This is a genomic window from Klebsiella terrigena, assembly GCF_012029655.1.
GTDB lineage: Bacteria > Pseudomonadota > Gammaproteobacteria > Enterobacterales > Enterobacteriaceae > Klebsiella > Klebsiella terrigena.
Window position 1 is genome coordinate 1,615,595 of record NZ_CP050508.1, and the last position, 25,593, is coordinate 1,641,187.

At 55.7% G+C, this 25,593-nt stretch carries 22 protein-coding genes, 1 tRNA gene and 2 pseudogenes; 10 read left to right on the forward strand and 15 right to left on the reverse strand.

Annotated elements, in window-relative coordinates; genetic code table 11:
• Both rcsB and rcsD read right to left on the reverse strand, forming a co-directional pair.
• Window positions 1-651, reverse strand: a complete 651-nt coding sequence (rcsB, locus tag HCK03_RS07690) for a response regulator transcription factor RcsB (RefSeq protein ID WP_041146527.1) — start codon at window positions 649-651, stop codon at window positions 1-3.
• Window positions 652-667: 16 nt separating this feature from the next.
• Complete coding sequence (gene rcsD / locus HCK03_RS07695; RefSeq protein WP_041146526.1) at window positions 668-3,325, reverse strand: phosphotransferase RcsD; 2,658 nt, start codon at window positions 3,323-3,325, stop codon at window positions 668-670.
• A 770-nt stretch (window positions 3,326-4,095) separates the two neighbouring features.
• On the opposite strand from rcsD, the gene ompK36 reads away from it, so the two are divergent.
• From ompK36 to mgtE, 6 genes are all read left to right on the forward strand, one after another.
• Window positions 4,096-5,187 carry a porin OmpK36 gene (gene ompK36 / locus HCK03_RS07700; RefSeq protein ID WP_115192200.1) on the forward strand — a complete coding sequence of 364 codons (1,092 nt, stop codon included), beginning with the start codon at window positions 4,096-4,098 and terminating at the stop codon, window positions 5,185-5,187.
• A gap of 102 nt (window positions 5,188-5,289) precedes the next feature.
• Window positions 5,290-6,342, forward strand: coding sequence for an FAD:protein FMN transferase ApbE (apbE, locus tag HCK03_RS07705; RefSeq protein ID WP_167691355.1), 1,053 nt, complete (start codon window positions 5,290-5,292; stop codon window positions 6,340-6,342).
• A 72-nt stretch (window positions 6,343-6,414) separates the two neighbouring features.
• Window positions 6,415-7,476, forward strand: a complete 1,062-nt coding sequence (ada, locus tag HCK03_RS07710; protein ID WP_167691356.1) for a bifunctional DNA-binding transcriptional regulator/O6-methylguanine-DNA methyltransferase Ada — start codon at window positions 6,415-6,417, stop codon at window positions 7,474-7,476.
• On the forward strand, window positions 7,476-8,126 hold the full coding sequence (gene alkB / locus HCK03_RS07715) for a DNA oxidative demethylase AlkB (RefSeq protein ID WP_167691357.1): 651 nt from the start codon (window positions 7,476-7,478) through the stop codon (window positions 8,124-8,126). The genes ada and alkB overlap by 1 nt, the downstream gene beginning before the upstream one ends.
• 74 nt (window positions 8,127-8,200) lie before the next feature.
• Window positions 8,201-9,844 carry a multidrug ABC transporter permease/ATP-binding protein gene (locus HCK03_RS07720; RefSeq protein ID WP_076945765.1) on the forward strand — a complete coding sequence of 548 codons (1,644 nt, stop codon included), beginning with the start codon at window positions 8,201-8,203 and terminating at the stop codon, window positions 9,842-9,844.
• A gap of 150 nt (window positions 9,845-9,994) precedes the next feature.
• Complete coding sequence (gene mgtE, locus HCK03_RS07725) at window positions 9,995-11,431, forward strand: magnesium transporter (protein ID WP_115192204.1); 1,437 nt, start codon at window positions 9,995-9,997, stop codon at window positions 11,429-11,431.
• Here the strand turns inward: mgtE and HCK03_RS07730 are convergent.
• The gene (locus HCK03_RS07730) at window positions 11,394-12,641 is read right to left on the reverse strand and encodes a SulP family inorganic anion transporter (protein ID WP_123551751.1); all 1,248 of its coding nucleotides are present in this window, start codon (window positions 12,639-12,641) and stop codon (window positions 11,394-11,396) included. The two genes, mgtE and HCK03_RS07730, sit on opposite strands and share 38 nt — an antisense overlap.
• Window positions 12,642-12,918: 277 nt before the next feature.
• On the opposite strand from HCK03_RS07730, the gene mqo reads away from it, so the two are divergent.
• The gene (gene mqo / locus HCK03_RS07735) at window positions 12,919-14,550 is read left to right on the forward strand and encodes a malate dehydrogenase (quinone) (protein ID WP_041146518.1); all 1,632 of its coding nucleotides are present in this window, start codon (window positions 12,919-12,921) and stop codon (window positions 14,548-14,550) included.
• 47 nt (window positions 14,551-14,597) lie between these two features.
• Here mqo and eco read toward each other — a convergent pair whose 3' ends face one another.
• Window positions 14,598-15,089 carry a serine protease inhibitor ecotin gene (gene eco / locus HCK03_RS07740; protein ID WP_167691358.1) on the reverse strand — a complete coding sequence of 164 codons (492 nt, stop codon included), beginning with the start codon at window positions 15,087-15,089 and terminating at the stop codon, window positions 14,598-14,600.
• 367 nt (window positions 15,090-15,456) lie between these two features.
• Here eco and HCK03_RS07745 point away from each other — a divergent pair, with 367 nt between their 5' ends.
• Window positions 15,457-15,879 carry a hypothetical protein gene (locus tag HCK03_RS07745; protein WP_115192207.1) on the forward strand — a complete coding sequence of 141 codons (423 nt, stop codon included), beginning with the start codon at window positions 15,457-15,459 and terminating at the stop codon, window positions 15,877-15,879.
• Between the two features lie 95 nt (window positions 15,880-15,974).
• On the opposite strand, the gene HCK03_RS07750 is transcribed toward HCK03_RS07745, so the two are convergent.
• The 9 genes and pseudogenes from HCK03_RS07750 to HCK03_RS07785 all read right to left on the reverse strand — a co-directional run bounded on the left by HCK03_RS07750 (window position 15,975) and on the right by HCK03_RS07785 (window position 21,577).
• Entirely contained in the window at window positions 15,975-17,084 is a 1,110-nt protein-coding gene (locus HCK03_RS07750; RefSeq protein WP_041146515.1) for an AI-2E family transporter, read from the reverse strand.
• Between the two features lie 646 nt (window positions 17,085-17,730).
• Complete coding sequence (locus HCK03_RS07755; protein WP_167691359.1) at window positions 17,731-18,063, reverse strand: DUF1493 family protein; 333 nt, start codon at window positions 18,061-18,063, stop codon at window positions 17,731-17,733.
• Window positions 18,063-18,512, reverse strand: a complete 450-nt coding sequence (locus HCK03_RS07760) for an STM2901 family protein (protein WP_167691360.1) — start codon at window positions 18,510-18,512, stop codon at window positions 18,063-18,065. The genes HCK03_RS07755 and HCK03_RS07760 overlap by 1 nt, the downstream gene beginning before the upstream one ends.
• A gap of 11 nt (window positions 18,513-18,523) precedes the next feature.
• Window positions 18,524-18,610 (reverse strand): annotated as a pseudogene (locus HCK03_RS26590) (type VI secretion system tube protein Hcp); the annotation flags it as partial.
• Window positions 18,603-18,683, reverse strand: a pseudogene (locus HCK03_RS07765) (type VI secretion system tube protein Hcp); the annotation flags it as partial. The pseudogenes HCK03_RS26590 and HCK03_RS07765, both read right to left, overlap by 8 nt.
• 478 nt (window positions 18,684-19,161) lie before the next feature.
• The gene (locus HCK03_RS07770; protein WP_167690984.1) at window positions 19,162-19,377 is read right to left on the reverse strand and encodes a hypothetical protein; all 216 of its coding nucleotides are present in this window, start codon (window positions 19,375-19,377) and stop codon (window positions 19,162-19,164) included.
• Window positions 19,378-19,417: 40 nt separating this feature from the next.
• Window positions 19,418-19,494, reverse strand: a tRNA-Pro gene (locus HCK03_RS07775).
• A gap of 75 nt (window positions 19,495-19,569) precedes the next feature.
• On the reverse strand, window positions 19,570-21,330 hold the full coding sequence (yejM, locus tag HCK03_RS07780; protein WP_115192208.1) for an LPS biosynthesis-modulating metalloenzyme YejM: 1,761 nt from the start codon (window positions 21,328-21,330) through the stop codon (window positions 19,570-19,572).
• 19 nt (window positions 21,331-21,349) lie between these two features.
• Window positions 21,350-21,577, reverse strand: a complete 228-nt coding sequence (locus HCK03_RS07785) for a YejL family protein (RefSeq protein ID WP_015583825.1) — start codon at window positions 21,575-21,577, stop codon at window positions 21,350-21,352.
• Window positions 21,578-21,766: 189 nt separating this feature from the next.
• Between HCK03_RS07785 and yejK the strand changes: the two genes are divergently transcribed.
• Window positions 21,767-22,774 carry a nucleoid-associated protein YejK gene (yejK, locus tag HCK03_RS07790; RefSeq protein ID WP_041146511.1) on the forward strand — a complete coding sequence of 336 codons (1,008 nt, stop codon included), beginning with the start codon at window positions 21,767-21,769 and terminating at the stop codon, window positions 22,772-22,774.
• Window positions 22,775-22,816: 42 nt separating this feature from the next.
• Here yejK and HCK03_RS07795 read toward each other — a convergent pair whose 3' ends face one another.
• On the reverse strand, window positions 22,817-23,581 hold the full coding sequence (locus tag HCK03_RS07795) for a DeoR/GlpR family DNA-binding transcription regulator (RefSeq protein ID WP_135184209.1): 765 nt from the start codon (window positions 23,579-23,581) through the stop codon (window positions 22,817-22,819).
• A gap of 81 nt (window positions 23,582-23,662) precedes the next feature.
• Here HCK03_RS07795 and HCK03_RS07800 point away from each other — a divergent pair, with 81 nt between their 5' ends.
• Window positions 23,663-24,283 carry an NUDIX domain-containing protein gene (locus tag HCK03_RS07800; RefSeq protein WP_115192210.1) on the forward strand — a complete coding sequence of 207 codons (621 nt, stop codon included), beginning with the start codon at window positions 23,663-23,665 and terminating at the stop codon, window positions 24,281-24,283.
• On the opposite strand, the gene HCK03_RS07805 is transcribed toward HCK03_RS07800, so the two are convergent.
• On the reverse strand, window positions 24,280-25,587 hold the full coding sequence (locus tag HCK03_RS07805; protein ID WP_167691361.1) for a serine hydrolase domain-containing protein: 1,308 nt from the start codon (window positions 25,585-25,587) through the stop codon (window positions 24,280-24,282). The two genes, HCK03_RS07800 and HCK03_RS07805, sit on opposite strands and share 4 nt — an antisense overlap.
• Window positions 25,588-25,593: the final 6 nt, after the last annotated feature.

The following is a 25,593-nucleotide window of genomic DNA, read 5'->3' on the forward strand; positions in this document are numbered from 1 at the left end:
TTACTCTTTGTCGGTTGCGCTCAGTGAAACGGAAGAGAGGTAGTTGAGCAGGGCAATGTCGTTTTCTACGCCGAGCTTCATCATGGCCGATTTCTTCTGGCTACTGATGGTTTTAATGCTGCGATTGAGCTTTCTGGCAATCTCGGTCACCAGGAAACCTTCGGCAAACAGGCGGAGAACTTCGCTCTCTTTCGGCGACAGGCGCTTGTCGCCATAGCCGCTGGCGCTGATTTTTTCCAGCAGGCGTGAAACGCTTTCCGGCGTAAATTTTTTGCCTTTCTGCAGCGCCGCCAGCGCCTTCGGCAGATCGGTCGGCGCGCCCTGTTTCAGCACGATCCCTTCGATATCCAGATCCAGCACCGCGCTGAGGATCGCCGGGTTATTGTTCATGGTCAGAACAATGATCGACAGATCCGGGAAATGGCGCTTGATGTACTTGATAAGCGTAATCCCGTCGCCGTATTTGTCGCCTGGCATGGACAGGTCGGTAATCAGAACATGGGCGTCTAATTTCGGCAGATTATTGATAAGTGCTGTGGAGTCTTCAAACTCGCCGACAACGTTTACCCACTCGATTTGCTCGAGTGACTTACGAATACCGAACAGTACGATCGGATGGTCATCGGCAATAATTACGTTCATAGTATTCATGTATTAGGCTACCTTGCTACAGCAAGCTCTTGACGTAAACGTCAATGTCGCTGATGTATTTTTCTATGCTTTGCGCATCTTTTTCACGAATCAGATGCTCAAGCGTTTCACATAACTGTTTGCCGGGTATCAGGTTAAGCATAGCAAACGCCCCTTTGAGGCGATGTGCAGTCTGGGCCAGCGCAGCTAAATCGCTTGTTGCCAGCTCAGTATACAGTCTCTTAACATCATCCGGAACCGTGTCGGCAAACAGCGCATAATAGCCGCTGGCGTGCAGTTCGGCGTTGCTCCCGCTTCCCGGAGGAGAAGGTTGCACGTTTTCTTCCGCCAGCTGCTGTTCAATCAGTTGCAGAATCGCTTCCTGCATGGCCGTGCTGATATTAAAATTGACGCACAGTTGGCCTGGACCTATTTTTCGTATCCCGACCTCATCATCGCTTAAAAGCAAGCCAGAAGCAGTAAGATTAGACGGATTATCCGTTAAAAAGAGATCGTATTCTTGACTTGTCAGCCTCTCATCCGGCGTGATGCAGCTCGCTCCCCAGCTTTCAAGCTGACGCACGACAATCTTTCGGACCTCATTAGCCGTAATATCAAGTAATACCACCACGTCATCCAGCAGATGTTCGCCGGAGTCGCTCTCTTCTTCACTGGCCGGCATTTTGAGGTGCAGGGAGTAGCGGGTGCCCAGAGATTCGCGCGCTTTGATATTCATCTGGCCGCCGAGCTTGCGCGTCAGGCGATCGCAGAGCCAGAAGGTGAGCGCATTGGCCTTACCGTACAGATCGGCCTGAGTATCATTAAGGAACGGGAAGTGCATATTATCGATTTCGTTTGCCGAAACGCCGTTGCCGGTATCGATAATGCGGAAGGTCAGACGATCGTCCGCAGAGTCGTCCTTGCTCACCTCGAGGGTGATTTTACCGATCTGCGTGGTGGTGACCGAGTACTGAATCAGCAGCAGCAGCGTACGGCGCAGCGCGTCGCGGTCGCCGTAGCGTTGCTCATTTGCCGCGAGGGCGTTGTTAATCAGCAGCTGCAGGCCTTTGCGCTTAATCACGGGCAGCACTTCCGGCACCACTTCATCGATCAGCTCCTGAATTGAGAACCGATCCGGCGTGCTCTTCCAGCTATCGCTTTCCAGCAGGTTTGCCAGCTGAATTTCGTCAACCAGCTGCACCAGCTCATCCGCGTGCTGCGCCAGCCTGCGGCTTTCAGCAATGCCGAGCGCGGCCGCTTCTTCCGCCAGGCTGCGGGCGGGCTGCTTCAGCGCGGCGCCAATGTGCTGCATAAACGCGGTGCGGCCCTGCTGGTTTTTCTCGTACAGGCGCTGGGCCTGCTTGAGCTTTTTACTCACCAGCACTTCCCGATCCTGATCGCGGATGATGAAGATCTGCGTGCGCGGCGCGACCTGGCTGCGGTACTGGCGAATCTCATACAGTTCGTTGTTCACCGTAGCCTGAATCACGCCCTGATGCTGATCCGCCATGTTGGTAATATTTTGCAGGTTGAGATGCGGCAGCAGATGATCGGCGATGGGGTTGCTGATAATCGTGCGGTTAGCTTCCAAATCGTGAACCAGCAGCCCCAGCGGCAGCAGCGAGACAATCTCTTCATTTATTGCCCGCAGCGTACGATGCTCGCCGCTGGCAGCAGAGGAGACGCTCGTCCCGGTCTGACGGCTACGGCCGCTGTAGTGGCGAAAGGTCGTGAAGCCAAACAGGGTCAGCGCCAGCAGGCCGATAATCAGCAGGAGCGGCAGCAGGACGTTCTGCAGCGACTCAATCATCAGAGTACTGAATGGCACCACCCAGATCAGGCGCATCCCGGTGGTATTAATGGCGGTGACGATTTCAATCCGCGTGCCGTTGAAGTTGATGCTGACGTTATCAGACTCTTCTTTATCCGGATTGCCGGTCGCGCTCTGCGACGGGTCAGGCTCAAGGCGGAAGCTGTCAAGGGCCATGCCCGGCGGGATCAAATCGTTAATCGGCAGGTCGAAAGCGACCACGGTGGCCAGATGACCCGGCTGGTTGAAGGTGGTCCGCAGGGTGAAGTAGTGGCCGTTTTGCCATGAAAGCTGGCGCAGCGACGAGAAGGTTTCTCTTTCGTCGAGCGTGTTAGCCTGCAGCAGCATTTCCGCGCGGCGGGACTCCACCACGTTGCTAATCGTCGACTCTTTAAAGCTGGAAGACAGGTCTTTGAGCGGCAGAGTTGAGACCAGAATCAGGCTGTTATCCAGCCCGTTGAGATAGTACATCGACCAGGGAATGGTCTCTGCGCCCCACAGAATATCGAGATAGTTGGAAATTTTTTGCGTCATTTCCAGCGTTGAGCTGTCATGAGAGCCAAAAATCAGCGCCTCGGTCTTACGCCGCGGCTTTTCCAGATAATAGACATCCTGCTTTAACCGCGTTTCCTGTAAACCCTCGCCGGCGGCGCTGGAAGAGGTGGCGGCAATATTGTCGTAAATTTGCCAGGTGGCATAGCGCCACGCATCGATACGCTTGTGCAGCGCATGGCTTACGTCGACAACTTGATAGCTTTTCTCTTTTAACCAGGCGTTGACCGCGCTTTGCAGCGTCACGCTCATCGTCGCCAGCAGGACGATGACCATTAAAATGAAGAAACGGGTGATGCTGCCAGGCATCAGGGTGAACTTTTTCTGGGTCATCGTGTAGCAGTGCGACTCATCAATGTTTGTAAGCAGGATGTTGCACCAAAGTAACTGGTAGCAGAGTGAATTCGCTAAGCAGTATAAAGGCTAATTTATCAAATCCATACTACAGAATGGCCTTCAGCGCTTTTTTGCTTTGGGATTTATCTTAAAGGAGCGTTGACAATAAAAATGTACAGCGGAATTGATTCTGTACAGTTATTTGCCGATTACCTGCAGGAAATAGCACGAAATAACAAGAAATTACCCGGATAAGGACTTCCTGATACGCGGAGTGTTTGATTAATAACCGTTATTTTTATCGCGGCTAGCACAGGTATAATTAAAGTTATGTAAAGAAGGGTAAAAAAAACCGGATGCGAAGCATCCGGTCGAAATAGGGGTAAACAGACATTCAGAACTGAATGACGGTAATAAATAAAGTTAATGATGATAGCGGGAGTTATTCTAGTCGCAGGCGACCATTTTGTTTTGTCATTCAGTGCTATACCTGACGTGGTGTGTAACTACCTGATGGTAATTGAAAAAAATTATTTTCTTGATTATTGGTGCTTATTTTACGATTTTTCATCGTTGCGAAAAGTTCCCTTGCATTTACAAATTGAAACATCTTGTGCGCATTTTGAAACACCTTAGAAGTTTTCGTATCATATTCTTGTTGGATTATTCTGCATTTTACAGCACAATGAATATAGCCGACTGATTAGAAGGGTAATCAGTAAGCAGTGGCATAATAAAAGGCATATAACAAACAGAGGGTTAATAACATGAAAGTTAAAGTACTGTCCCTCCTGGTACCGGCTCTGCTGGTAGCAGGCGCAGCAAATGCGGCTGAAATTTATAACAAAGATGGCAACAAATTAGACCTGTACGGCAAAATCGACGGTCTGCACTATTTCTCTGACGACAAGAGCGTAGACGGCGACCAGACCTACATGCGTCTTGGCGTGAAAGGCGAAACCCAGATCAACGACCAGCTGACCGGTTACGGCCAGTGGGAATACAACGTTCAGGCGAACAACACTGAAAGCTCCAGCGATCAGGCATGGACTCGTCTGGCATTCGCAGGTCTGAAATTCGGCGACGCGGGCTCTTTCGACTACGGTCGTAACTACGGCGTTGTTTACGACGTAACTTCCTGGACCGACGTTCTGCCGGAATTCGGCGGCGACACCTACGGTTCTGACAACTTCCTGCAGTCCCGTGCTAACGGCGTTGCAACCTACCGTAACTCTGACTTCTTCGGTCTGGTTGACGGCCTGAACTTTGCTCTGCAGTATCAGGGTAAAAACGGCAGCGTCAGCGGCGAAGGCGCGACCAACAACGGTCGTGGCGCTCTGAAACAGAACGGCGACGGTTTCGGTACTTCCGTAACTTATGATATCTTCGACGGTATCAGCGCTGGTTTCGCGTATGCTAACTCCAAGCGTACCGACGATCAGAACCAGCTGCTGCTGGGCGAAGGCGATCACGCTGAAACCTACACCGGCGGTCTGAAATACGACGCGAACAACATCTACCTGGCAACTCAGTACACTCAGACCTACAACGCAACTCGCGCTGGTAGCCTGGGCTTTGCTAACAAAGCACAGAACTTCGAAGTGGCTGCACAGTACCAGTTCGATTTCGGTCTGCGTCCGTCCGTTGCTTACCTGCAGTCTAAAGGTAAGGACCTGAACGGTTACGGCGACCAGGATATCCTGAAATATGTTGACGTGGGCGCGACCTACTACTTCAACAAAAACATGTCTACCTATGTTGATTACAAAATCAACCTGCTGGACGACAACAGCTTCACCCGCAGCGCCGGTATCTCTACCGACGACGTGGTTGCTCTGGGCCTGGTTTACCAGTTCTAAGCACGCTGAAGTTACGAAAAAGGCGCCTCTGGCGCCTTTTTTTATGCCTCGTTTAAGCAGGCTGGTGTACTCTTGCAGCCTTAGCAAGAGGAAGCCAATTTTATGGATATCACTTTTTTCCGCGCCGCGCTGCTCGGCGTTTGCGTACTCCTTTCCGGCTGTGATTCAGCCACCTCACCTGCAGCCCAAAAGAGTGCCGCGACCGTGCTGGACGGCAAAACGATGGGCACATTCTGGCGGGTCAGCGTCATTGACGTTGATCGAGCGAAAGCCCAGGCGCTGTGGCAGAAAATAGAGACCCAGCTGGACTCCGACGATCGCCTGCTTTCCACCTGGAAAAACGATTCAGCATTGATGCAATTTAACCACGCTACCTCCACCGAGCCGTGGCCGGTCAGCGCAGCGATGGCCGATATCGTCACCATGTCCCTGCGCATTGGCGCGAAAACGCACGGCGCGATGGATGTTACCGTCGGGCCTTTGGTTAATCTCTGGGGCTTTGGCCCGGATAAGCAGCCGGTAAAAACGCCGGATCCTCAGCAGATCGCGGCGGCAAAAGCGCGGACGGGGTTGCAGCATTTGACGGTGATTAACCGCGCGGATCGTCAGTATTTACAAAAGGATATTGCGGATCTGTATGTCGATCTTTCGACCGTGGGCGAGGGCTATGCCGCCGATCATCTGGCGCGTCTGATGGAGCAGGAGGGCATTTCTCGCTATCTGGTTTCCGTCGGCGGCGCGCTGGTTAGCCGAGGGATGAACGCCGACGGGCAGCCGTGGCGAGTGGCGATCCAAAAACCGACCGATCGTGAAAACGCCGTCCAGGCCATCGTCGATATTAACGGCCACGGTATCAGCACCTCCGGCAGCTACCGCAACTATTACGAGCTGGATGGCAAACGGATCTCGCACGTGATCGATCCGCAAACCGGCAGACCGATCGACCATAAGCTGGTCTCGGTGACGGTGATTGCGCCGACGGCGCTGGAAGCCGACGGCTGGGATACCGGGCTGATGGTCCTCGGCCCGCAAAAGGCGCAGGAGGTGGTGAAAGAGCAGGGGCTGGCCGTCTATATGATTGTCAAAGAGGGGGAGGGGTTTAAAACCTGGATGTCGCCGCAGTTCCGCACCTTCCTGGTTGGCGAAAAGAATTAAACAGCAAGATTTCGGGTTTTATTCGGCGGGCGATGAATCAGACTGGCTATACACTTAAAGCAGGAGCCGATGATGAAACCGATTATTGCTGATACCGATGACCGCCGCTGGCAGGCGGTATGCGATCGTGATGCCCACGCCGACGGTCAGTTTGTGTTTGCCGTGCTGACCACCGGCGTTTGCTGCCGTCCCTCCTGCCGCTCGCGGCGGGCGCTGCGGGAAAACGTCCGTTTTTACCCTGATGTGGCGGCCGCCATCGCCGATGGATTTCGCCCCTGCAAGCGCTGTCAGCCGGACAAAAGCGACCCGCAGCGGCAGAAGGCCGAGAAAGTTGCCAGAGCCTGCCGCCTGCTTGAGCAGGAAGCGCCCATTACCCTCGAGGCGCTGGCCCATGAGCTGGCGGTCAGCCCGTACCACTTCCACCGTTTATTTAAATCCGTCACCGGCATGACGCCGAAGGCCTGGCAGCAGGCGTGGCGCGCGCGGCGTTTACGGGACGCGCTGGCGCAAGGGGAAAAAGTGACCCCGGCGGTGCTGGCCGCAGGCTTTCCCGACGGCAGCAGCTACTATCGTCAGGCCGACGCCGTGCTTGGCATGACCGCCAGCCAGTTTCGCCGCGGCGGCGATGATACCGATATTGTCTACACGCTCGGCGACTGTGTAATTGGCCGCTGTCTGGTGGCGCAGAGCGAGCGTGGAGTGTGCGCCGTATTGCCCGGAGAGGGCGACGCGCCGCTGGACGAGCTGCGCCGCCTGTTTCCTCACGCCCGGCTTCTGCCCGGCGACGCGCATTTTTCCGCGCGGGTGGCGCAGATTTTTGCCCACATCGACGATAGCCGCCAGGCCGTCGATCTGCCGTTAGATATTCGCGGCACCGCCTTTCAGCAGAGGGTCTGGCAGGCCCTGCGCCAGATCCCGGCGGGCGAAACGCGCAGCTACCGCCAGGTTGCCGAAAGTATCGGCCAGCCGCGCGCCGTCCGGGCGGTGGCGGGGGCCTGCGCGGCCAACCGGCTGGCTATCGTCATTCCGTGCCACCGGGTGGTACGCGAAGGCGGGGCGCTGTCCGGCTATCGCTGGGGAACCGCCCGCAAAGCGCAGCTGCTGGCCCGGGAAGCACAAACCGAGGAGTCGTAATGCTCGATCTTTTTGCCGATACGCCCCCCTGGCAGGAACCGCTGGCGCCCGGGGCCGTCATTCTGCGGCGCTTCGCCCACCAGCGCGCTCCGACTCTGCTGCAGGCGCTGCTGGGCGTTGCCGACGTTTCGCCGTTTCGCCAGATGGTCACGCCCGGCGGCTACACCATGTCGGTGGCGATGACTAACTGCGGGCCGCTGGGCTGGACGACCAATATGCACGGCTATCTGTATGCTCCCGGCGATCCGCTAACGGGGCGCAACTGGCCGCCGATGCCGCCGATATTCGCCGAGCTGGCCGCGCAGGCGGCGCTCGCCTGTGGCTACGCGGGCTTTGTGCCCGACGCCTGCTTAATCAACCGCTATCAGCCCGGGGCGAAGCTCTCGCTGCATCAGGATAAGGATGAGCGCGATCTGCGTGCGCCGATCGTTTCCGTATCGCTGGGGCTGCCGGCGGTGTTCCAGTTTGGCGGCCTGCAGCGGAGCGATCCGCTGCGCAGAGTGCTGCTGGAGCACGGGGACGTGGTGGTCTGGGGCGGCGAGTCGCGGCTGTTTTATCACGGTATTCAGCCGTTGAAAGAGGGTGACCATCCGGACACCGGCGCCTGCCGTTACAACCTCACCTTTCGGCTGGCAGGCGATAAAGAATAAAAATAAGAATTATTCTTGATGTCATCGGCGAGCAGTTTACACTGCTGGCTGTTTTGCTTGCCCGGATTGCTGTTATGGAACTTCTTCTTCTTGTTTGGCGCCAGTATCGCTGGCCGTTTATTTCCGTCATTGCCCTGAGCCTGCTCAGCGCGGCGCTGGGGATCGGGTTGATTGCCTTTATCAATCTGCGGCTGATGACCGTTGTCGATACCTCGCTGACGGTGCTGCCGGAGTTTCTCGGCCTGCTGCTGCTGCTGATGGCGGTGACGCTGGGCTCACAGCTGGCGCTGACGACCCTTGGGCACCATTTTGTTTTCCGCCTGCGCGGGGAGTTCATTAAGCGCATCCTCGACACCCAAATCGAGCAGGTTGAGAAGATCGGCAGCGCCTCGCTGCTTGCCGGCTTAACCAGCGACGTACGCAGCATTACCATCGCCTTTGTGCGCCTGCCCGAGCTGGTGCAGGGCATTATCCTGACCTTTGGTTCCGCCGCCTATCTGGCGTGGCTGTCGGGAAAAATGATGATGGTGACCGCGCTGTGGATGGCGATAACCATCTGGGGCGGATTTATGCTGGTATCACGCGTTTATAAGCATATGGCGACGCTGCGGGAGACCGAAGACAAGCTGCACCACGACTATCAGACGGTGCTGGAAGGGCGCAAAGAGCTGACGCTCAATCGCGAGCGCGCCGAATACGTGTTTAATCATCTCTATCTGCCGGACGCGCGCGAGTATCGTCACCATATTATCCGCGCCGATACCTTCCACCTCAGCGCGGTAAACTGGTCGAATATTATGATGCTCGGCGCCATTGGCCTGGTGTTCTGGATGGCCAACAGCCTCGGCTGGGCGAATACCGCCGTGGCGGCGACCTACTCATTGACCCTGTTGTTCCTGCGCACGCCGCTGCTTTCCGCCGTGGGCGCGCTGCCGACGCTGCTCAGCGCCCAGGTTGCCTTCAATAAGCTGCACAAATTCTCCCTGGCGCCGTACCGGGCCGAATTCCCGCAGCCGCAGGCGCACCCGCACTGGCAAACCCTGGAGCTGCGTGACGTCTGCTTCCACTACCCGGACAACAGCTTCGCCGTCGGGCCTGTCAATATGACCCTCAAACGCGGCGAGCTGGTGTTCCTGATCGGCGGCAACGGCAGCGGCAAATCGACGCTGGCGATGCTGCTGACCGGGCTGTATCAGCCGGCTTCCGGTCAGATCCTGCTGGACGGCGAGGCGCTGGCGGTAGACCGGCCGGAAGACTACCGTAAGCTCTTCTCGGCGGTATTTACCGATGTCTGGCTGTTTGACCAGCTGCTGGGGCCGGAGGGGAAAGCGGCCGATCCTGCGCGGGTGAGCCAGTGGATGGAGTACCTGAAAATGACGCATAAACTGCGGCTGGATAACGGCAGGATCCTCGATCTGAAGCTCTCCAAGGGGCAGAAAAAGCGCGTGGCGCTGCTGCTGGCCCTGGCTGAAGATCGCGATATCATCCTGCTTGATGAGTGGGCGGCGGATCAGGATCCGCACTTCCGCCGCGAGTTTTATCAGGTGCTGCTGCCGCTGATGCAGCAGATGGGTAAAACCATTTTCGCTATCAGCCACGACGATCACTATTTCCAGCATGCCGATCGCCTGCTGGAGATGCGCGCCGGCCAGCTGGCGGAGCTGACGGGTCAGGATCGCGAGCTGGCGACCCGAGATGCGGTCTCCCGCACCGCCTGAAAGCTGCGCCTGCCGACCCACGGCGGGCGCTATTGTTGATTTTTCCGCCGGACGAACCCGCCGGCGGTTATTATTTCCCCCTCCTCGCGCTATGCTTAGGGCACCTGGCCTGCTGGTCGGCCAACTATTCTCACAAGGATTGCCTGACCGATGTCCGTTTTGCATAAAAAAAGCGCCAGATTGCGCGACGAAGAGCGCGCCCGCCTCATTTGGCTGCTGAGCACTGATAAAGCCGTTACCTCCTCGCTGTTGGGCAAATTAACGCTGGCTGAACGCTATGACGACGGCACCCTTGCCGACGATCTGGCGGAAGTGGAAGTGCTGGTTTCCCACCTGCCGCCGCCGGATCTCGCCGATGCCCTCGAGGCGCTGCCTTACGACGCGCGTAACGCGCTATGGCGGCTGATTGCCGACGATAAACGCGGCGAAGTATTGCTTGAGGCGTCGGAGAGCGTCTGGGGCGACCTCATCGATAAGATGAGCGATCGTGAGCTGCTGTTTACGCTGCAAAATCTGGATATTGATGAGCAGGTCTATATCCTGCAGCATCTGCCTCAAGACCTGACTGCACGCCTGCTGGCGGAGCTGCCGGCGGAGAGGCGAGCGCGTATCCGTCAGATGATGCGCTACGCCGACAATACCGTCGGCGCGATCATGGAGTTTGAGGTGATCACCGTTCGCCCGGAGGCGACGCTCGCCGCGGTGCAGCGCTACCTGCGGCGGTTAGGCAAAATGCCGGAAAACACCGATAAGCTGTTTGTCACCACCCGCAACAAGCTGCTGCTTGGCGAGCTGGAGCTGCAGACCATCCTGCTCAACGATGCGCAGAAGCGGGTAGGAGACGTCATGGAAGGCGATCCGGTGACCTTTCAGCCGCACGAAGAGGCGGAGAAGGTCGCGCGCACCTTTGAACGTGACAACCTGCTGAGCGCCGCGGTGATTGATGCCGACGGCAAGCTGATGGGGCGCCTGACCATCGACGAAATCGTGGACGTGGTTTATGAAGAGACCGATAACGATTTACGTCGAATGGGGGGGCTGAGCAACGATGACGACGTTTTCGCCCCGGTGAGCAAAGCGGTGAAAACGCGCTGGGCGTGGCTGGCGGTCAACCTGTGCACCGCGTTTATCGCCTCGCGGGTGATTGACGGCTTTGAGCATACGATTTCGCAGCTGGTGGCGCTGGCGTCGCTGATGCCGATCGTCGCCGGGATCGGCGGTAATACCGGAAATCAAACCATCACTATGATCGTACGGGCGATGGCGCTGCAGCATATTCAGCCGGGAAGCTTCTCGTTCCTGATCCTGCGTGAAATGGGGGTTGCGGTGATTAACGGGCTGGTGTGGGGCGGAATTATGGGCGCCGTGACCTGGTGGCTCTACAGCGACCCGCAGCTCGGCGCCGTGATGACGCTGGCGATGATGCTCAACCTGCTGATGGCGGCGATGATGGGGGTGATTATCCCGATGGTGATGGTGAAGCTGGGACGCGACCCGGCGGTCGGCTCCAGCGTGATGATCACCGCCATCACCGATACCGGCGGCTTCTTTATTTTTCTCGGTCTGGCGACGATTTTCCTGATGTAGCCGACGGCCCGCCGCGCAGCCTGCGTGGGATCAGCGCCATCGCCACCAGGCCTGCCAGAACGCCAATGGCCAGATTGCTGGTGCCTACCGTTGCGGCAACGGTCACCAGCATGACCAGCGTTTCCGGCCACGGATTGCGCTTCAGCTCGGCCGGGCGAAGGCTGTGCCAGCTGAAGGTTTTGGCTGCCACAATAACCATCACTCCGGCCAGTACCGCCATCGGAATTTTTGCCATCACTTCACTCAGCACGGTAACCAGAAGCAGGAGCACCACGCCGGCGGCGAGGGTGGAGACGCGGCTGCGGCCTTTACCCATTTCAACGTTAACAATGGTCTGACCAATCATTGCGCAGCCGGCGATGCCGCCGTAGAACCCGGCAAGAATATTGGCGATACCCAGCCCGGCGCTCTCGCGCGCTTTGCTGGACGGCGTCTGAGTCAGGTCATCGACTAATTTGGCGGTCAGCAGCGACTCCATCAGGCCGACAAAGGCAATGCTCAGGGCGCAGGGCCAGATAATTTGCAGGGTGTCGAGATTGAGCGGCACCAGCAGGGCGGTGAACCCCGGAAGCCCGCCGCTCATCGAGCCCTCGTCGCCGACGGTAGGCAGCAGCTGCCCGGTGGTGGCGGTAAACAGGGTTATTACCACGATAGCAATCAGCGGCGCGGGGATCGCTTTAATAAAGCGCGGCGCCCAGAGGACAATCAGCAGCGTCAGGACGAACAGGCCGAGGATCAGCGGCTGCTTGCTCCAAAAATGGGGAACCTGGGCGAAAAAGATCAGAATCCCCAGCGCGTTGACGAAACCGGTCATCACCGCTTGCGGTATAAACCGCATCAGCCGGGCCATGCCGCCCAAACCAAACAAAATTTGAATAATACCGGCCAAAATGACGGCGGGCAGGATGTAGCCGACGCCGTGTTGATGCACCATCGGCCCAATCACCAGCGCCACCGACCCGGCGGCGGCGGTAACCATTGCGGGCCTGCCGCCGAGTACCGACATCGCAAGGCACAGCACAACGGACGCAATCAGGCTGACCTTGGGGTCAACGCCGGCAATCACTGAGAAGGAGATAACCTCCGGAATCAGAGCCAGAGCGGTCAGAACGCCTGCCAGAGCCTCTCGTGTGAACAGCGACGGCGAACGAAGTACGTGGCGAATGGCGCCTGTTGAAGCGGGCGTAGCGTGGTCTGGAGCCTGAGGCATAGGGAGTTCGCAGGTTAGTTTAAGCCGGGACGAGTAAGCCTGAGCTTGCGTGCGGTCTGTCACAAAACGGGGGATGATAGCGCGGTCGCGCCGCTTATACCAGTACAAAATGTGATTTGTGGTACACATTTATTAAACATTTTTATAACAGATCTCAAAACTCAACTTAAATTTTAAACAATATTTAAATTTTTTATCTTCAGTGTTACTTTGATTCCTGATAATCGTGTCACCTGCGCTAAATAAAAAAAAGCGAGTAAAGTAAGGCTCAAATTCGATGAAGAAAAAGATGGCCGTACCCAGCTCACCGGCGGTTGGTTCAAATACACCTCGGACCAACACCCGCCACGAGCAAGAGACGGATGTACTGTTGATTGGCGGCGGCATCATGAGCGCCACGTTGGGAACCTGGCTGCAGGAACTGGAGCCGGATTGGTCTATTACCATGGTCGAGCAGATGTCCAGCGTGGCTGAGGAGAGCTCGAACGGCTGGAATAACGCGGGTACCGGGCATGCGGCGCTGATGGAGCTGAACTATACGCCCCAGACCGCCAGCGGGATCAACATCGACAAAGCGGTCGATATCAACGAATCCTTCCATATCTCTCGTCAATTTTGGGCCCACCAGGTCACGCGCGGCATTCTGAGTAAGCCGAAATCATTTATCAACAGCGTACCGCACATGAGCTTTGTGTGGGGCGAGGATAACGTCAACTTCCTGCGCGCGCGCTACGCCGCTCTGCAGCAGAGCGAACTGTTCCGCGGTATTCGCTATTCCGAAGATCATCAGCAGATTAAAGAGTGGGCTCCGCTGGTGATGGAAGGGCGCGATCCGCAGCAAAAGGTTGCCGCGACCCGCACCGAGGTCGGCACCGACGTCAACTACGGCGAAATTACCCGTCAGCTGATTGCCGGACTGCAGACCCACGCTAACTTCTCCTTACAGCTTGGCACCGTTGTGCGTCGCTTCAAGCGCAACGCCGATAAGAGCTGGACGGTTACCCTGGCGGACGCGAATAACCGCCGCCAGAAGCGGGTCATTAAAGCCAAATTTATCTTTATCGGCGCCGGCGGCGCGGCGCTGACGCTGCTGCAGGAAACCGGTATTCCTCAGGCTAAAGAGTACGCGGGCTTCCCGGTTGGCGGCCAGTTCCTGGTGTGTGAAAACCCGGAAGTCGTTAACCACCATCTGGCAAAAGTCTACGGTCAGGCCGAAGTTGGGGCGCCGCCGATGTCGGTGCCGCATATTGATACGCGTATTATTGACGGTAAGCGGGTGGTGCTGTTTGGGCCGTTTGCCACCTTCTCCACCCGTTTCCTGAAAAACGGCTCTTTGTGGGATCTTCTGGCATCGACCAACACCTCAAATATTCTGCCGATGCTCAACGTCGGTCTGGATAATTTCGATCTGGTGAAATACCTGATTAGCCAGGTGATGCAGAAAGATAAAGATCGCCACGAGGCGCTGCGCGAATACTATCCGGAAGCGAATAAAGGCGACTGGCGTCTGTGGCAGGCCGGCCAGCGCGTGCAGATCATTAAGCGCAACGGTAAGAAGGGCGTACTGCGTCTGGGAACCGAAGTGGTCAGCGATGATGAGGGTACCGTTGCGGCACTGCTGGGCGCATCGCCCGGCGCCTCGACCGCCGCGCCGATTATGCTGCAGCTGATGGAAACGGTCTTTAAGGATAAGGTTCACTCAGCCGCCTGGCAGGCGAAGCTGAAAGAGATCGTTCCCTCCTATGGCCTGCGTCTCGACGGTAATTCCGCGGCGATTGAGCAGGCGCTGGCGTGGACCAGCGAGGTTCTGCAGCTGCGCTACGAGCCGGTTTCGGTCGCGGATAAAGCCCCTCAGGCAGAGCTGAAACCGCTGACGGATAGCAAACCGATAGCGGATATCGCGCTGTAGAAGGCAAAACCGGCGGCCCTGGCCGCCGGTTTCTTATCCTCTATCGGCTAGCGCTCGACGGCATTACCGATAGTTTCGTCTGCTCGCCAGACGCGATACTTCACTTGTACGTTATCCGGCGTGTAAACCACTACCGGCAGCCTGCTGTTGTAACGCAGCATGCCGGCGTCACCCAGACCTGCGGTGACAAACTTCTCCACCTTCTTCCCGTCCGGGCAGGCCATCATGGTCGAAACCGGCGACGTCACTTTATCAAAGACGAAATAGTCGTAGCCCCAGCCTTCCAGGGTTTTGCTTTCCAGCTGACCCCCCAGGCGATGGCGGTTGCAGTCGACTTCCAGCGTCTGGCCAATCAGCAGCTCAACTTTATAGGCCGATTCGTCCTGCTGCGGCGGCAGCTGGATCACCTGACGTTTCATGCCTTTCTCCGCTTTCGGATAGGGCGCAATCTTTTCCAGAGGCTGTTCGGCGGCCAGAGCGCTGGTGGAGACACAGGCAACGGTCAGCAGGGAAACAGCAAACGTAGCGATTTTTTTCACGAGCGATCATCCTTTGTTATCGTTCTTCAACGCTAAAAGACTATCACTGTTTGCGCCATTGGTAAGAGTTATTTACCAATATTTGCATATAAAATAGCGTGATATGCTGACTTATTGTTGTGGTGTATAGGAATTTACTGAAAGTAATCTTAACTAAAGAACTATTATCCACTGGGTTTTATAGGTTTATCGCACCATGCTTTTATTGGTGAAATCAGCATTGATAATCATCAATGAAAAACTTAATTTTCGCATGAAATTATTTCAGTCGCGCCGCCTAATATTCACCGCTTAGAATGATTTACCAGGGAAATTAATTGATATGGAATTGTTATTAAAATTAGATTATTTATATGAGTGATGATAGATGAAAGTGAATAAAGTCATGTTGGTCGCGGTACTGGGGATGACGGCAGCCTTAGCGGGCTGCACCTCCGAGGCGCAGCGTTTAGCCAGCTGTGAAGCCAAAGGCGTATCGAAAGATACCTGTTATTTAGCTGAGCAAAATAAACAAGCTGCCCTTAACGCCGCCTATGAGAAACAGGCGATGGAGAACGCTGCCAGCGCCGTACAGCACGCACAAGGCGCTAAGGGTAACGTAAAGCACTTTGCGGGGATGGAGATCAAGTCTACCAGCACCGGCATTACCGTTGACGGTAAACCGGCGGCGGTGATTGAGAAGGAGCCTAAGGCAACGGTCTACCAGCAGGGGCTGTACAATTTTATTGTTTACACCAACGGCAAGATTGCGGTGACTGAAAACGGCACTTTCAAAGGCTACGCAAAATAAGAGTATGGCTCGCGCCGCGAACGCCAGGAGGAGCTGGCGGCTCCTCCTGGTTTTTGTCAGCCGCCTAAGGCTGCTGACGTCGCGCCGCTAACGGCTCACTCGTCGCGGGTTAGCTTGCCTTCCTCGATAAACTCTTCATCAATTTCATCGGTATTGCCGGCGTGTTCGCGGCCTGAGAGCAGATTCCAGCAGGCGATAAACAGCGCGGCGATCAGCGGTCCGATCACAAAACCGTTAATACCGTAAATCTCCATACCCCCGAGGGTGGCGATCAGAATCATGTAGTCCGGCATTTTAGTATCTTTACCCACCAGCAGCGGGCGCAGGATGTTGTCCACCAGCCCGATAACGATCACGAAGAAGCCGACGACAAACGCCCCTTGCCATATCTGATCGGTTGCGAAGAGGAAGATGGCCGCGGGAACCCAGACGATGGCGGAACCTACCGCCGGGATCAGCGACAGAAACGCCATGATCGCGCCCCACAAAATGCTGCCGTCAATTCCGGCAACGTAGAAGGCAATTCCGCCCAGGATGCCCTGGACCAGAGCGACGGCGACGGTACCCTTCACGGTTGCCCTGGCGACGGCGGCAAATTTGGCAAACAGGTGCTGCTTAACGTAATTCGACAGCGGCAGGGATTCGAGGATCAGCAGCACCAGATACGGGCCATCCTTGAGCAGGAAAAACAGCAGATACAGCATGACGCCAAAACTAATGGTAAAGCCAAAAGTCCCTTTACCAATCAGAAATGCGCTGCCGGCCAGGTACTGGCCTCCTTTTAGCGCCGCGTCTGAGAGCTGTTTCTGAATCTGATCGGCGCTGTCGAGATTATGCTCAGAGAGGAAGCTTCTGACCCACTCCGGGAGATGGGCAAACAGGCTTGCCACTACCGACGGAAACTGGGTGTCATTGTGCTCAAGCTTGGTGTAAACCACGTTCAGCTCGAGCGCCAGCGAGGAGATAATAATCGCCAGCGGGGTGAAGACAATCAGGCAGATAATCGCCACGGTGAGCAGTGAGGCCAGGCCATTACGTTCACCAAGCTTAGCGCGGATCTTGTTCTTCACCGGATTGAAGATCACGGCCAGAATCGCCGCCCACAGAATGGCTGAGTAATAGGGAGAAAGAACATCAAAAAAGGCAAGGCTGACTATCAGCAGAATCAGGATAAAAAATCCCTTGGTAATTCCATTAACTCTCATATTTATCTTCCTGGCGTATGACTGATACAGTCGAATGATAGAAGCTATTCCTCGATTTACAATCAGCGGTATCGCAGTTTATTTTGCGGCGCGGCTCAAGAGCGGCGCTGCAGGCGGGTTCGCGTCAGCTTTCGGGCACAAAGAACCGATGAGGGGATATTTTATAGGGAATACGTTTTGATTTGAAACTATCAAGAAAAACAGCAGCTACAGCCTGTTATCGCTAAGCGATTTGCTTGTATGGGTAAATCAGCGCAAGGTCCGCATATCAGAAGACCGCCTTTCACATCTGTGGTAAACCAATGACGACAATAGAGCCCATACCCATCTTAAGCGTCAAATCTCGGATACAGATCGGCCGCTGGCGATGAAAGCGCCAGTATCCTCTTCATCCGTTAGCTGCATCCGTTAATCAACAAAATAACCCTCTTAAAAGAACGGCCATTCGACTTCAGATAAACCGACATTAAATCTTTTCTGAAATTCACCCAAAGCTTTAGGTAGGTCATCGACGGGGGTATCAAGTAAATAGGGATGAAGTTACAAAAGAATTTCTTTCCAGTCTCTGTCTAAATATCCGGGACGCCTTAGCAGGAAGAGTGTTAACACATCTCCCTAAAGATCCCGATGCCCGGTATGTTAATGCTCAATCGTAAAGCCATTTACCTGCTTTGGCCGATTCGGCAAACATATCCACGGTTAAAGGTTTGCGATTTTTTTCTATATCTTCTCGTTTCACCTTAAACCACCGCGTTAATAGCGGGGTATACTCCCAGGGGAAGTAGTGAGACCAATCAACATTTGACAAATCAATGTTAAATTCTTTTTGATACTCCTCGATTGCATCAGAAAGGTCATCGCGTGGTTCATCGAACAAATCAGAATGAAACTGCAAAGGAATTTCGTTCCCATACTTGTCTTTATAACCAGGGATCTCTTTTCTAAATAATGCCAGTACATTATCCTGGATAGTATTCATTAGAAGGCAGTCCACTGTATACGATCTTTCGGCCGCGCTATAAGATTGTATTTATTTTGGGTTTTTCTGGATGCCTGGTAGATAGAATTTACGAGGCCAATCCATCCTAACCAGGGGATATATCGCCCAATCACTGCTGCAAGTTTGTTCGTTTTTTTCATACTAAAACCAGCAGGTGTGTTGACCCTCAGACCAAAAGGCAAACGAGCATCTCTAAGAATAATTCTTGCATATTTTGAAGCAATACTTGTCCCAACTTGCGCGTCCCTTGGTTTTTGGCGAGTCCTTAACCACGGTTGTCCAGAAAGAATTGCCGCACCAGATTCAACTCCTATCGCTAATTCATCACAAAACTGCTCCAGGAATATGAGATCGAATAGCTCACCGGCGCTCAGATTGCTGTGGCCGTGGTAGAAGTAGGTTCCGTTTAGTTCTTCTGTCGTATTCATTCGATCACCTGTTATGCTGTTTGCCGCTCATTCCCGGCATCGGTGAAAACTCTGTTTCCATCACAATGTTTCCAGGCGATCTTTTCATACTTCCCTTCCGGACACGTCGCAGCCGCCTTTGATTAATGCTCCACCCTCATCATAGAGCCAAATATTCCCCGGAATAGCCATGTTCTTCTTTCCTTATGTCGTTTTAAAATCCATTTTAATAGTGTGCCTACTAAGCAGGGGTGAGTAAATGAATGAAGATCTCAAGCATGCAAAAATAGGATATTTCCTCCGCTTTGAAATAGGTGTTTAATACCTTTCTTTAAAAGAAGTTTTCCTCAGGGCGAGAAAGAGATCAAAGCAGCGTCTAATCTATGTATTTAACTATAAGAGATAGATTCAGTATGCCCGACTCCGGTTACAACAGCGCTTAATTATCCTGACGTTCCCCCAGAATTAAATACAGAAGCCAGTTAGTCATATCTGCTTTTTTACCCTGACCCACGCGCGCAGACGCTCCGGCGTCAGCTCTTTTTTCCACAACGTCCTGCAGCATGAACTTGTCGAAGCTAAGAGTGGCAAGCAGCTCCTTCAGCCGCAGATTTCTCTTCCAGTTGCCGCATGTGCTTCAGCTCCAGTAGATGTCACCGTAATTCTTGCGTCAGGTGTTAAAACTGGCGTCGGAGATGTCTGGCTTGCGAAAGATCTCCGGCACGGGCATACCCAGTACAGCCTGCTGAGGACAAAGACAATCAGCTGCTCGGTGAATTGTGACTTTTTTAATCGGCACCGCCTCTGCTAAGGGAGTGCGTACGATGCCGGAAATCTGTTTGTGCATGGCGCTGGATTTCGGATTGAGATCGCAAAAAGCAGGCATAAAAAAACCAGCCTTAAAAGGCTGGTTTCTCAGGGATTTTTGGTCGGCACGAGAGGATTTGAACCTCCGACCCCCGACACCCCATGACGGTGCGCTACCAGGCTGCGCTACGTGCCGACGCGTGGCGGTAATATTACCCGTTCCCCTGGCGAATGCAAGCGGGGAACGACCAATTGATTCATAATTAATCAATCAGTTAGCGATAAAGCGCTTTTCATCCGTCAGGATCTGCAGCAGCAGGCTGAGCTGCGGTTTGCGATTGTCGATCTTCTTACCGTCGCTGTTCCAGGTGCTGTAGGTTCCGTTGTGGTTCAACACCACGGTGACTTCCGGTGAGGTGACCGCCAGCGTATCGCTGTTCGCCGCGGTGACCCAGCCGCGGCGGCGCGCAGGGCTAAACAGGTCCTCACCCTGCGAATACTCGTTCGCCGGGGTAGAGACGTGCAGCAGGCGCTGCATCAGCGTGGTCATCACGTCTTTGTTATCGGTCAGCGTCGCGATATTCTGCGCTGGAATGCCCGGCCAGTGAATTACCAGCGGAACCTGCAGCTGATCTCTCGACCAGTCAAACTTGCCGTGCTGAGGATTAAGCGGCATGCCGTGACCGGCGGTGACGATAACCACCGTGTTATCCAGCTTGCCCGCCTCGCGAAGAGCGCTGAGCACCCGGCCAATCTGCGTATCGACATCACCCGCCGCGCGGCTATAGCGGCGCACGAAGTTCTGCTGCTGGCCGTCGTCAAGCGAGGTGCCGTTGAGCGAAATCCACGAGAACCAGCGGTTTTCATCCTGAGCGTAGCGATTCAGCCAGCCAATCCACTGATTTGCCGTCTGCTCATCGCTTTGGGTTTTGGCTACCGGCAGCGAGAAGTCGGACAGCAGCGCCTGGCGATAGAGCGGGCTGCTGAAGCCGTCGGAAGAGAACAGGCCCAGCTGATAGCCCTGCTGGTTGAGGGCGGTAATCAGCGCGGCCGGAATACGGGCCGACAGCACGCCGTCCATATAGCCTGGTGAAATGCCGTAGAACAGGCCAAAAATACCGTTATCGGTGCTGTTGCCTGAGCTCATATGCTGGGTAAAGTTGACGCTATCTTTCGCGAAGCCGGCAAGCTCCGGCATGTTCTTCTCGAAACGCGAGTAGTTCAGGTTATCAACGGTAATCAGCAGCACGTTATAGCCGGCGCCGAGGTCGCGATAGCGCAGATCGCTCAGCGGATACTGTACGGAGACGGCTTCCGGAGCGCCTTGCTCCACCAGGCGACGCTGGTAATCCTGCGCGTCCAGCAGGCCGTGTTTCTCAAGGAAGCGGCGCGCGGTCATCGGATAGGAGAGCGGCAGGTTCGCCCGCTGCATGGTAATCGGACGGTAGAAATTAGCATCCGCCCAGATATAGATCAGGTGGCTGCTGATAAAAGAGATAAAGAAAAGCCAGGCGACGGGGCGCGCGTAGTGGCGGCGGCGCGTCAGGCTGCGCAACTTCTGCCAGCTCCAGGTCGCAAAGAGCATTTCCAGCAGGAAGATAATCGGCACGCTGATAAACATCAGCTGCCAGTCCCGCGCCATCTCGTTCTGGTCCGGGTTGATAACCAGTTCCCAGACGATAGGGTTGAGATGCAGGTGGAAGCGGGTGAAAACTTCGCTATCAATCAGCAGCAGCGTCATTCCTGCAGTGGCCAAAATGACCGACAGGAAGCGCATAAGTCGCTGTGATATCACGACAAACGTCAGCGGAAAGAGGATCAGTACGTAGCTGGTAAAGACCAGGAAACTGAAGTGACCAACGAGGCTGACGTACGAAAAAATGCGTCCGCCAAGCGTCGTTGGCCAGTCGGCGACAAAAAGATAGCGGCTGCCGAGTACCATAGCCAACAACATGTTGAACAGGGCGAACCAGTGCCCCCAGCTGACCATCTGGGAGACTTTTTCTCGGTAGGGCTGACGAAGAGTCACCATATAAAGTTGTTGGTTATCCTTAGTGCGCCGGGTCGTCGTTGATTGAGGACTGCAGAGCCTGGGCAAAAGAACGGGCGATCGCCTGACGCTGCGCCGGCGCGACGCTACTATTGATCAGGTTGGTCACCATATTGCCTAGCACCATCAGTGAAAGGTCAACGGGGGCTTTGTGTGTTTCCAGCACGTTGGTCAGCTCGCTGAGCAGCTGTTCGACGTGTTCATCACTATAGCGGGATAATTGCGGCATAAAAGTCAAAATCTGTTTGTTCGTGAAAGGGCAACATATTACCGTAGCAGCAGCTTTTTTTCCGCATTTTTTCGCCACGGCGCAAAAGCGCGCAGGATCGCGGGTCTCTGCTAGCCAAGAGTCACGCGCCGGTTGCGTCGCCGTCCCGGCGGTGGTTGAATACCGCCCGGTCTAAAAGGAGAGTTTAACATGAGTCTGGATATCGACCAGATTGCCCTGCATCAGTTAATTAAACGTGATGAACAAAACCTTGAGCTGGTGCTGCGCGATTCGCTGCTGGAGCCGAATGCGACGGTGGTGGAGATGATGGCCGAGCTGCATCGTGTCTACAGCGCAAAAAACAAGGCTTATGGCCTGTTTAATGAAGAGAGCGAGCTGGCGCAGGCGCTGCGCCTGCAGCGCAAAGGTGAAGAAGATTTTCTGCCGTTCAGCCGCGCGGCCACCGGTCGTCTGCGTGACGAGCTGGCGAAATATCCCTTCGCCGAGGGCGGGATCGTCCTGTTTTGCCAGTATCGCTATCTGGCGGTTGAGTATCTGCTGGTGGCGGTGCTGAACAACCTGAGCAGCATGCGCGTCAACGAAGAGCTGGATATCAGCTCCACCCACTACCTGGACATCAACCATGCCGATATCGTGGCGCGCATTGATTTAACCGAGTGGGAGACGAACCCGGAATCCACCCGCTATCTGACCTTCCTGAAGGGCAGGGTAGGGCGCAAAGTCGCCGATTTCTTTATGGATTTCCTCGGTGCCAGCGAAGGGCTGAACGCCAAAGCGCAGAACCGCGGCCTGCTGCAGGCAGTGGATGATTTTGCCGCAGACGCGCAGCTGGATAAGTCCGAGCGGCAGAACGTGCGTCAGCAGGTTTACGCCTACTGCAGCGAGCAGCTGCAGTCCGGAGAAGAGATCGAGCTTGAGTCGCTCTCTAAAGAGCTGGCGGGCGTGAGCGAGAAGAGTTTCCAGGAGTTTACCGCTGAACAGGGATATGAGCTGGAAGAGAGCTTCCCGGCGGATCGCAGCACTCTGCGGCAGCTCACCAAGTTTGCCGGCAGCGGCGGCGGGTTGACGATCAACTTTGATGCCATGCTGCTCGGCGAGCGCGTGTTCTGGGACCCGGCGACGGATACCTTAACCATTAAGGGCACGCCGCCGAATCTGCGCGATCAGCTCCAGCGCCGGACGTCCGGCGGCAGCTGAAGCTAAACGCTCCCGGCTTCAGGCCGGGGGCGTTCTCCTCTCTTACTGCGCGCCAGCGTGGATCGTTTCAATACCGCATTGTGCCAGCCGCGCCTGCAGCAGCTCATCCACAGGGCTATCCACCACCAGCGTACCGGCAAGGCTCAGCTCGCCGATGGCAAAAGCCGACGCCGAATTCAGCTTCTCCTGCGACGCCATCACGATGGTTTCCGCCGCCCGTGCGGCCAGCGCCCGCTTAATGCCCGCTTCTTCATAGTCCCCGGTGGTGAAACCCGCATGATGATGTACTCCGGTGACGCCCATAAAAAACAGATCGGCGTTGATCCGCGCAATGCCTTCCAGCGCCGCGGCACCGACGGCGACCAGCGAATGTTTAAACAAGCGGCCACCGATCAGGATCACCTCAATCAGCGGCCGATCGACCAGCGCGACGGCAATGCCGGGGCTGTGGGTCACGATGGTGCAGGCCAAATCGGCGGGCAGAAACTTCACCATCTCGGTGGTGGTGGTCCCGCCGTCAACGATAACCACCTGGCCTGGATGAATGAGCGCCGCCGCCCGGCGGGCAATCGCCTGTTTTGAATCGATTTGCACGTTTCTGCGCGTTGCTATCGGGGCAACGGCGGCCGAAGCCGGCAGCGCGCCGCCGTGAACCCGCTGCAGCTTCCCTTCCGCCGCCAGCTCGCGTAAGTCGCGACGAATGGAGTCCTCCGAGACGCCAAAGCGCTGGCTGAGCTCTCCCGACATCACCTGCTTCTCGGCGGTGAGAATCTGCAAAATAAGCTGCTTTCGTTGACTGGCAAGCATGCGGTTTCCTTCACGATTGATCTTGTTTGTGCATGATTATGCATGTTATGGTGCCTGCTGTCACCTGATAAGGAGCAAAGCATGCACATTGACGCACCAAAGGTTCGTAATATCCGTGAAACGCTGTTATCCGATAACTGGTATACGCTCAAAACATATACCTTTGAGCTGCTGCGGCGAGACGGGCGCTGGCAGGAGCAGAGCCGCGAAGCCTACGACCGCGGAAACGGTGCCGTCATTCTACTTTACAGCCGCGAGAAAAAAACGGTGGTTCTCATCCGCCAGTTTCGCTTTCCGGTCTGGATTAACGGCCACCACGGATTTTTAATTGAGGCCGCCGCCGGACTGTTGGATAACGCCTCCCCTGAAGAGCGAATTATCGCCGAAGCGCAGGAGGAGACGGGCTTTCGGGTGACCCGCATCGAGCCCGTTTTTACCGCCTACATGAGCCCCGGTTCGGTCACGGAAAAGCTGTACTTTTTTATTGCCGAATATTCGCCTGACGATCGGCAAACCGGCGGCGGCGGGCTGGCGGAAGAGGGGGAAGATATCGAAGTGCTGGAGTGGCCGCTGGAGCAGGCGCTGCAGGCTATCCGCGACGGTGAGATCGTGGATGCCAAAACCATCATGCTGCTGCAGCACCTGGCGCTTAATTCAGCCTCGCTCTTTGCCACAGAGCGGGCAAAGAGCGATAGGGGTTAGCGCAGCTGGCGGGCGATGGCGCTGTACATCAGCGCGGCCTCCAGCGGCTGGGCGCTAAACGAAGGCTCCGCCTGCGGCCAGGTTGACCACTGGACGATAACCAGATGCTCAGCGCGATTGACCATAATCACCTGGCCATAGATGCCGAGCGCCCACAGGGAATCCTTCAACCCTTGCTGAGCCGTCGGTTCGACGTTTTTGGCATTAGTCGGAATGGCGTTGTTCCACCACTGGAATCCGTAAATTCCCTCAGGATGCGCCGCGGAGACCGACTTCTGCGCCTGAGTCCAGGCGGAGGCCATATCGAACCAGCCGTCAGGCAGCAGCGCTTTCCCGTTGGCCAGGCGTCCGTCCCGGGCGACGAACTCACCGAAGCGTCCCCAGTCTTCAAGCGTGGCGTTGAAGCCGTGGGCGCCGACATCGTGCTTGCCTTGCTGATAGGCGTGCCACACGCCATCCTGGGCCATGCCGCCAGGCCGCCATAGCGTTTGCTCCAGCCAGGCGGCAAGGGGCATGTCGGTTGCTCGCTCCACGATATCCCCCAGCAGCCACGCCCCGCCGGAGGAGTAGGACCACTGCTCCCCGGCCGGATGGGCGCGTTTCAGGGAGGCGACAATCTTGCTGACGCAGTCGTAGGCGCCCGGTTGCGCCTCGCACTGGGTCAGCCGGGCGAAGTGGGACTGCGGGTTGGTGTAGTCCTCATTCCACTCAACGCCGGAGGTGTGCTGAATCAGCTGACGGAGCGTCACGCCCTCCCAGGCTGTCCCTTTAAGGTCGGGTTCATAATCGGTCACCAGGTCATCCAAAGAGCGGATTTTTCCCTGCTGAATCGCGATACCGACCAGCGTGGAAACCACCGCTTTGCCAACCGAGCGTGAGGTCCACAGGGTCGTATCGCTGTTGCCGGCGCCGAGATATTTATAGGCAATTTTGCCCTCTTTCAGTACCAGGAAGCCGGTAACGTTCTGGTGCTTCAGGTAGTCCTCCAGGTTCCAGGTGTGGCCGTTTACCGTATAGCTGACGTCGGTCAGCGGCTTATCTGCCTGCTGGAGCGCAGCGGAGGTGCCGTGGTGAAAGACGTCCCCGGCATAGTTACGATAGTCGTTACGAAAACCAATCACCCGATCGGTCCGATCCCAGGTGAGCATCTCTTTAGCCGCCGGCAGCGTTTTATCAAACGGCGTCGGGCAGGTATCGAGCAGCACGCCGCCGCACGTCTGCTGCGCCTGCGCCAGCGCGGCGCCGGGCAGGGCGGTAAGCATCAGCGCCAGCGCCAGCGGTTTGATCGTTTTTATACTTGTCATCAGAAA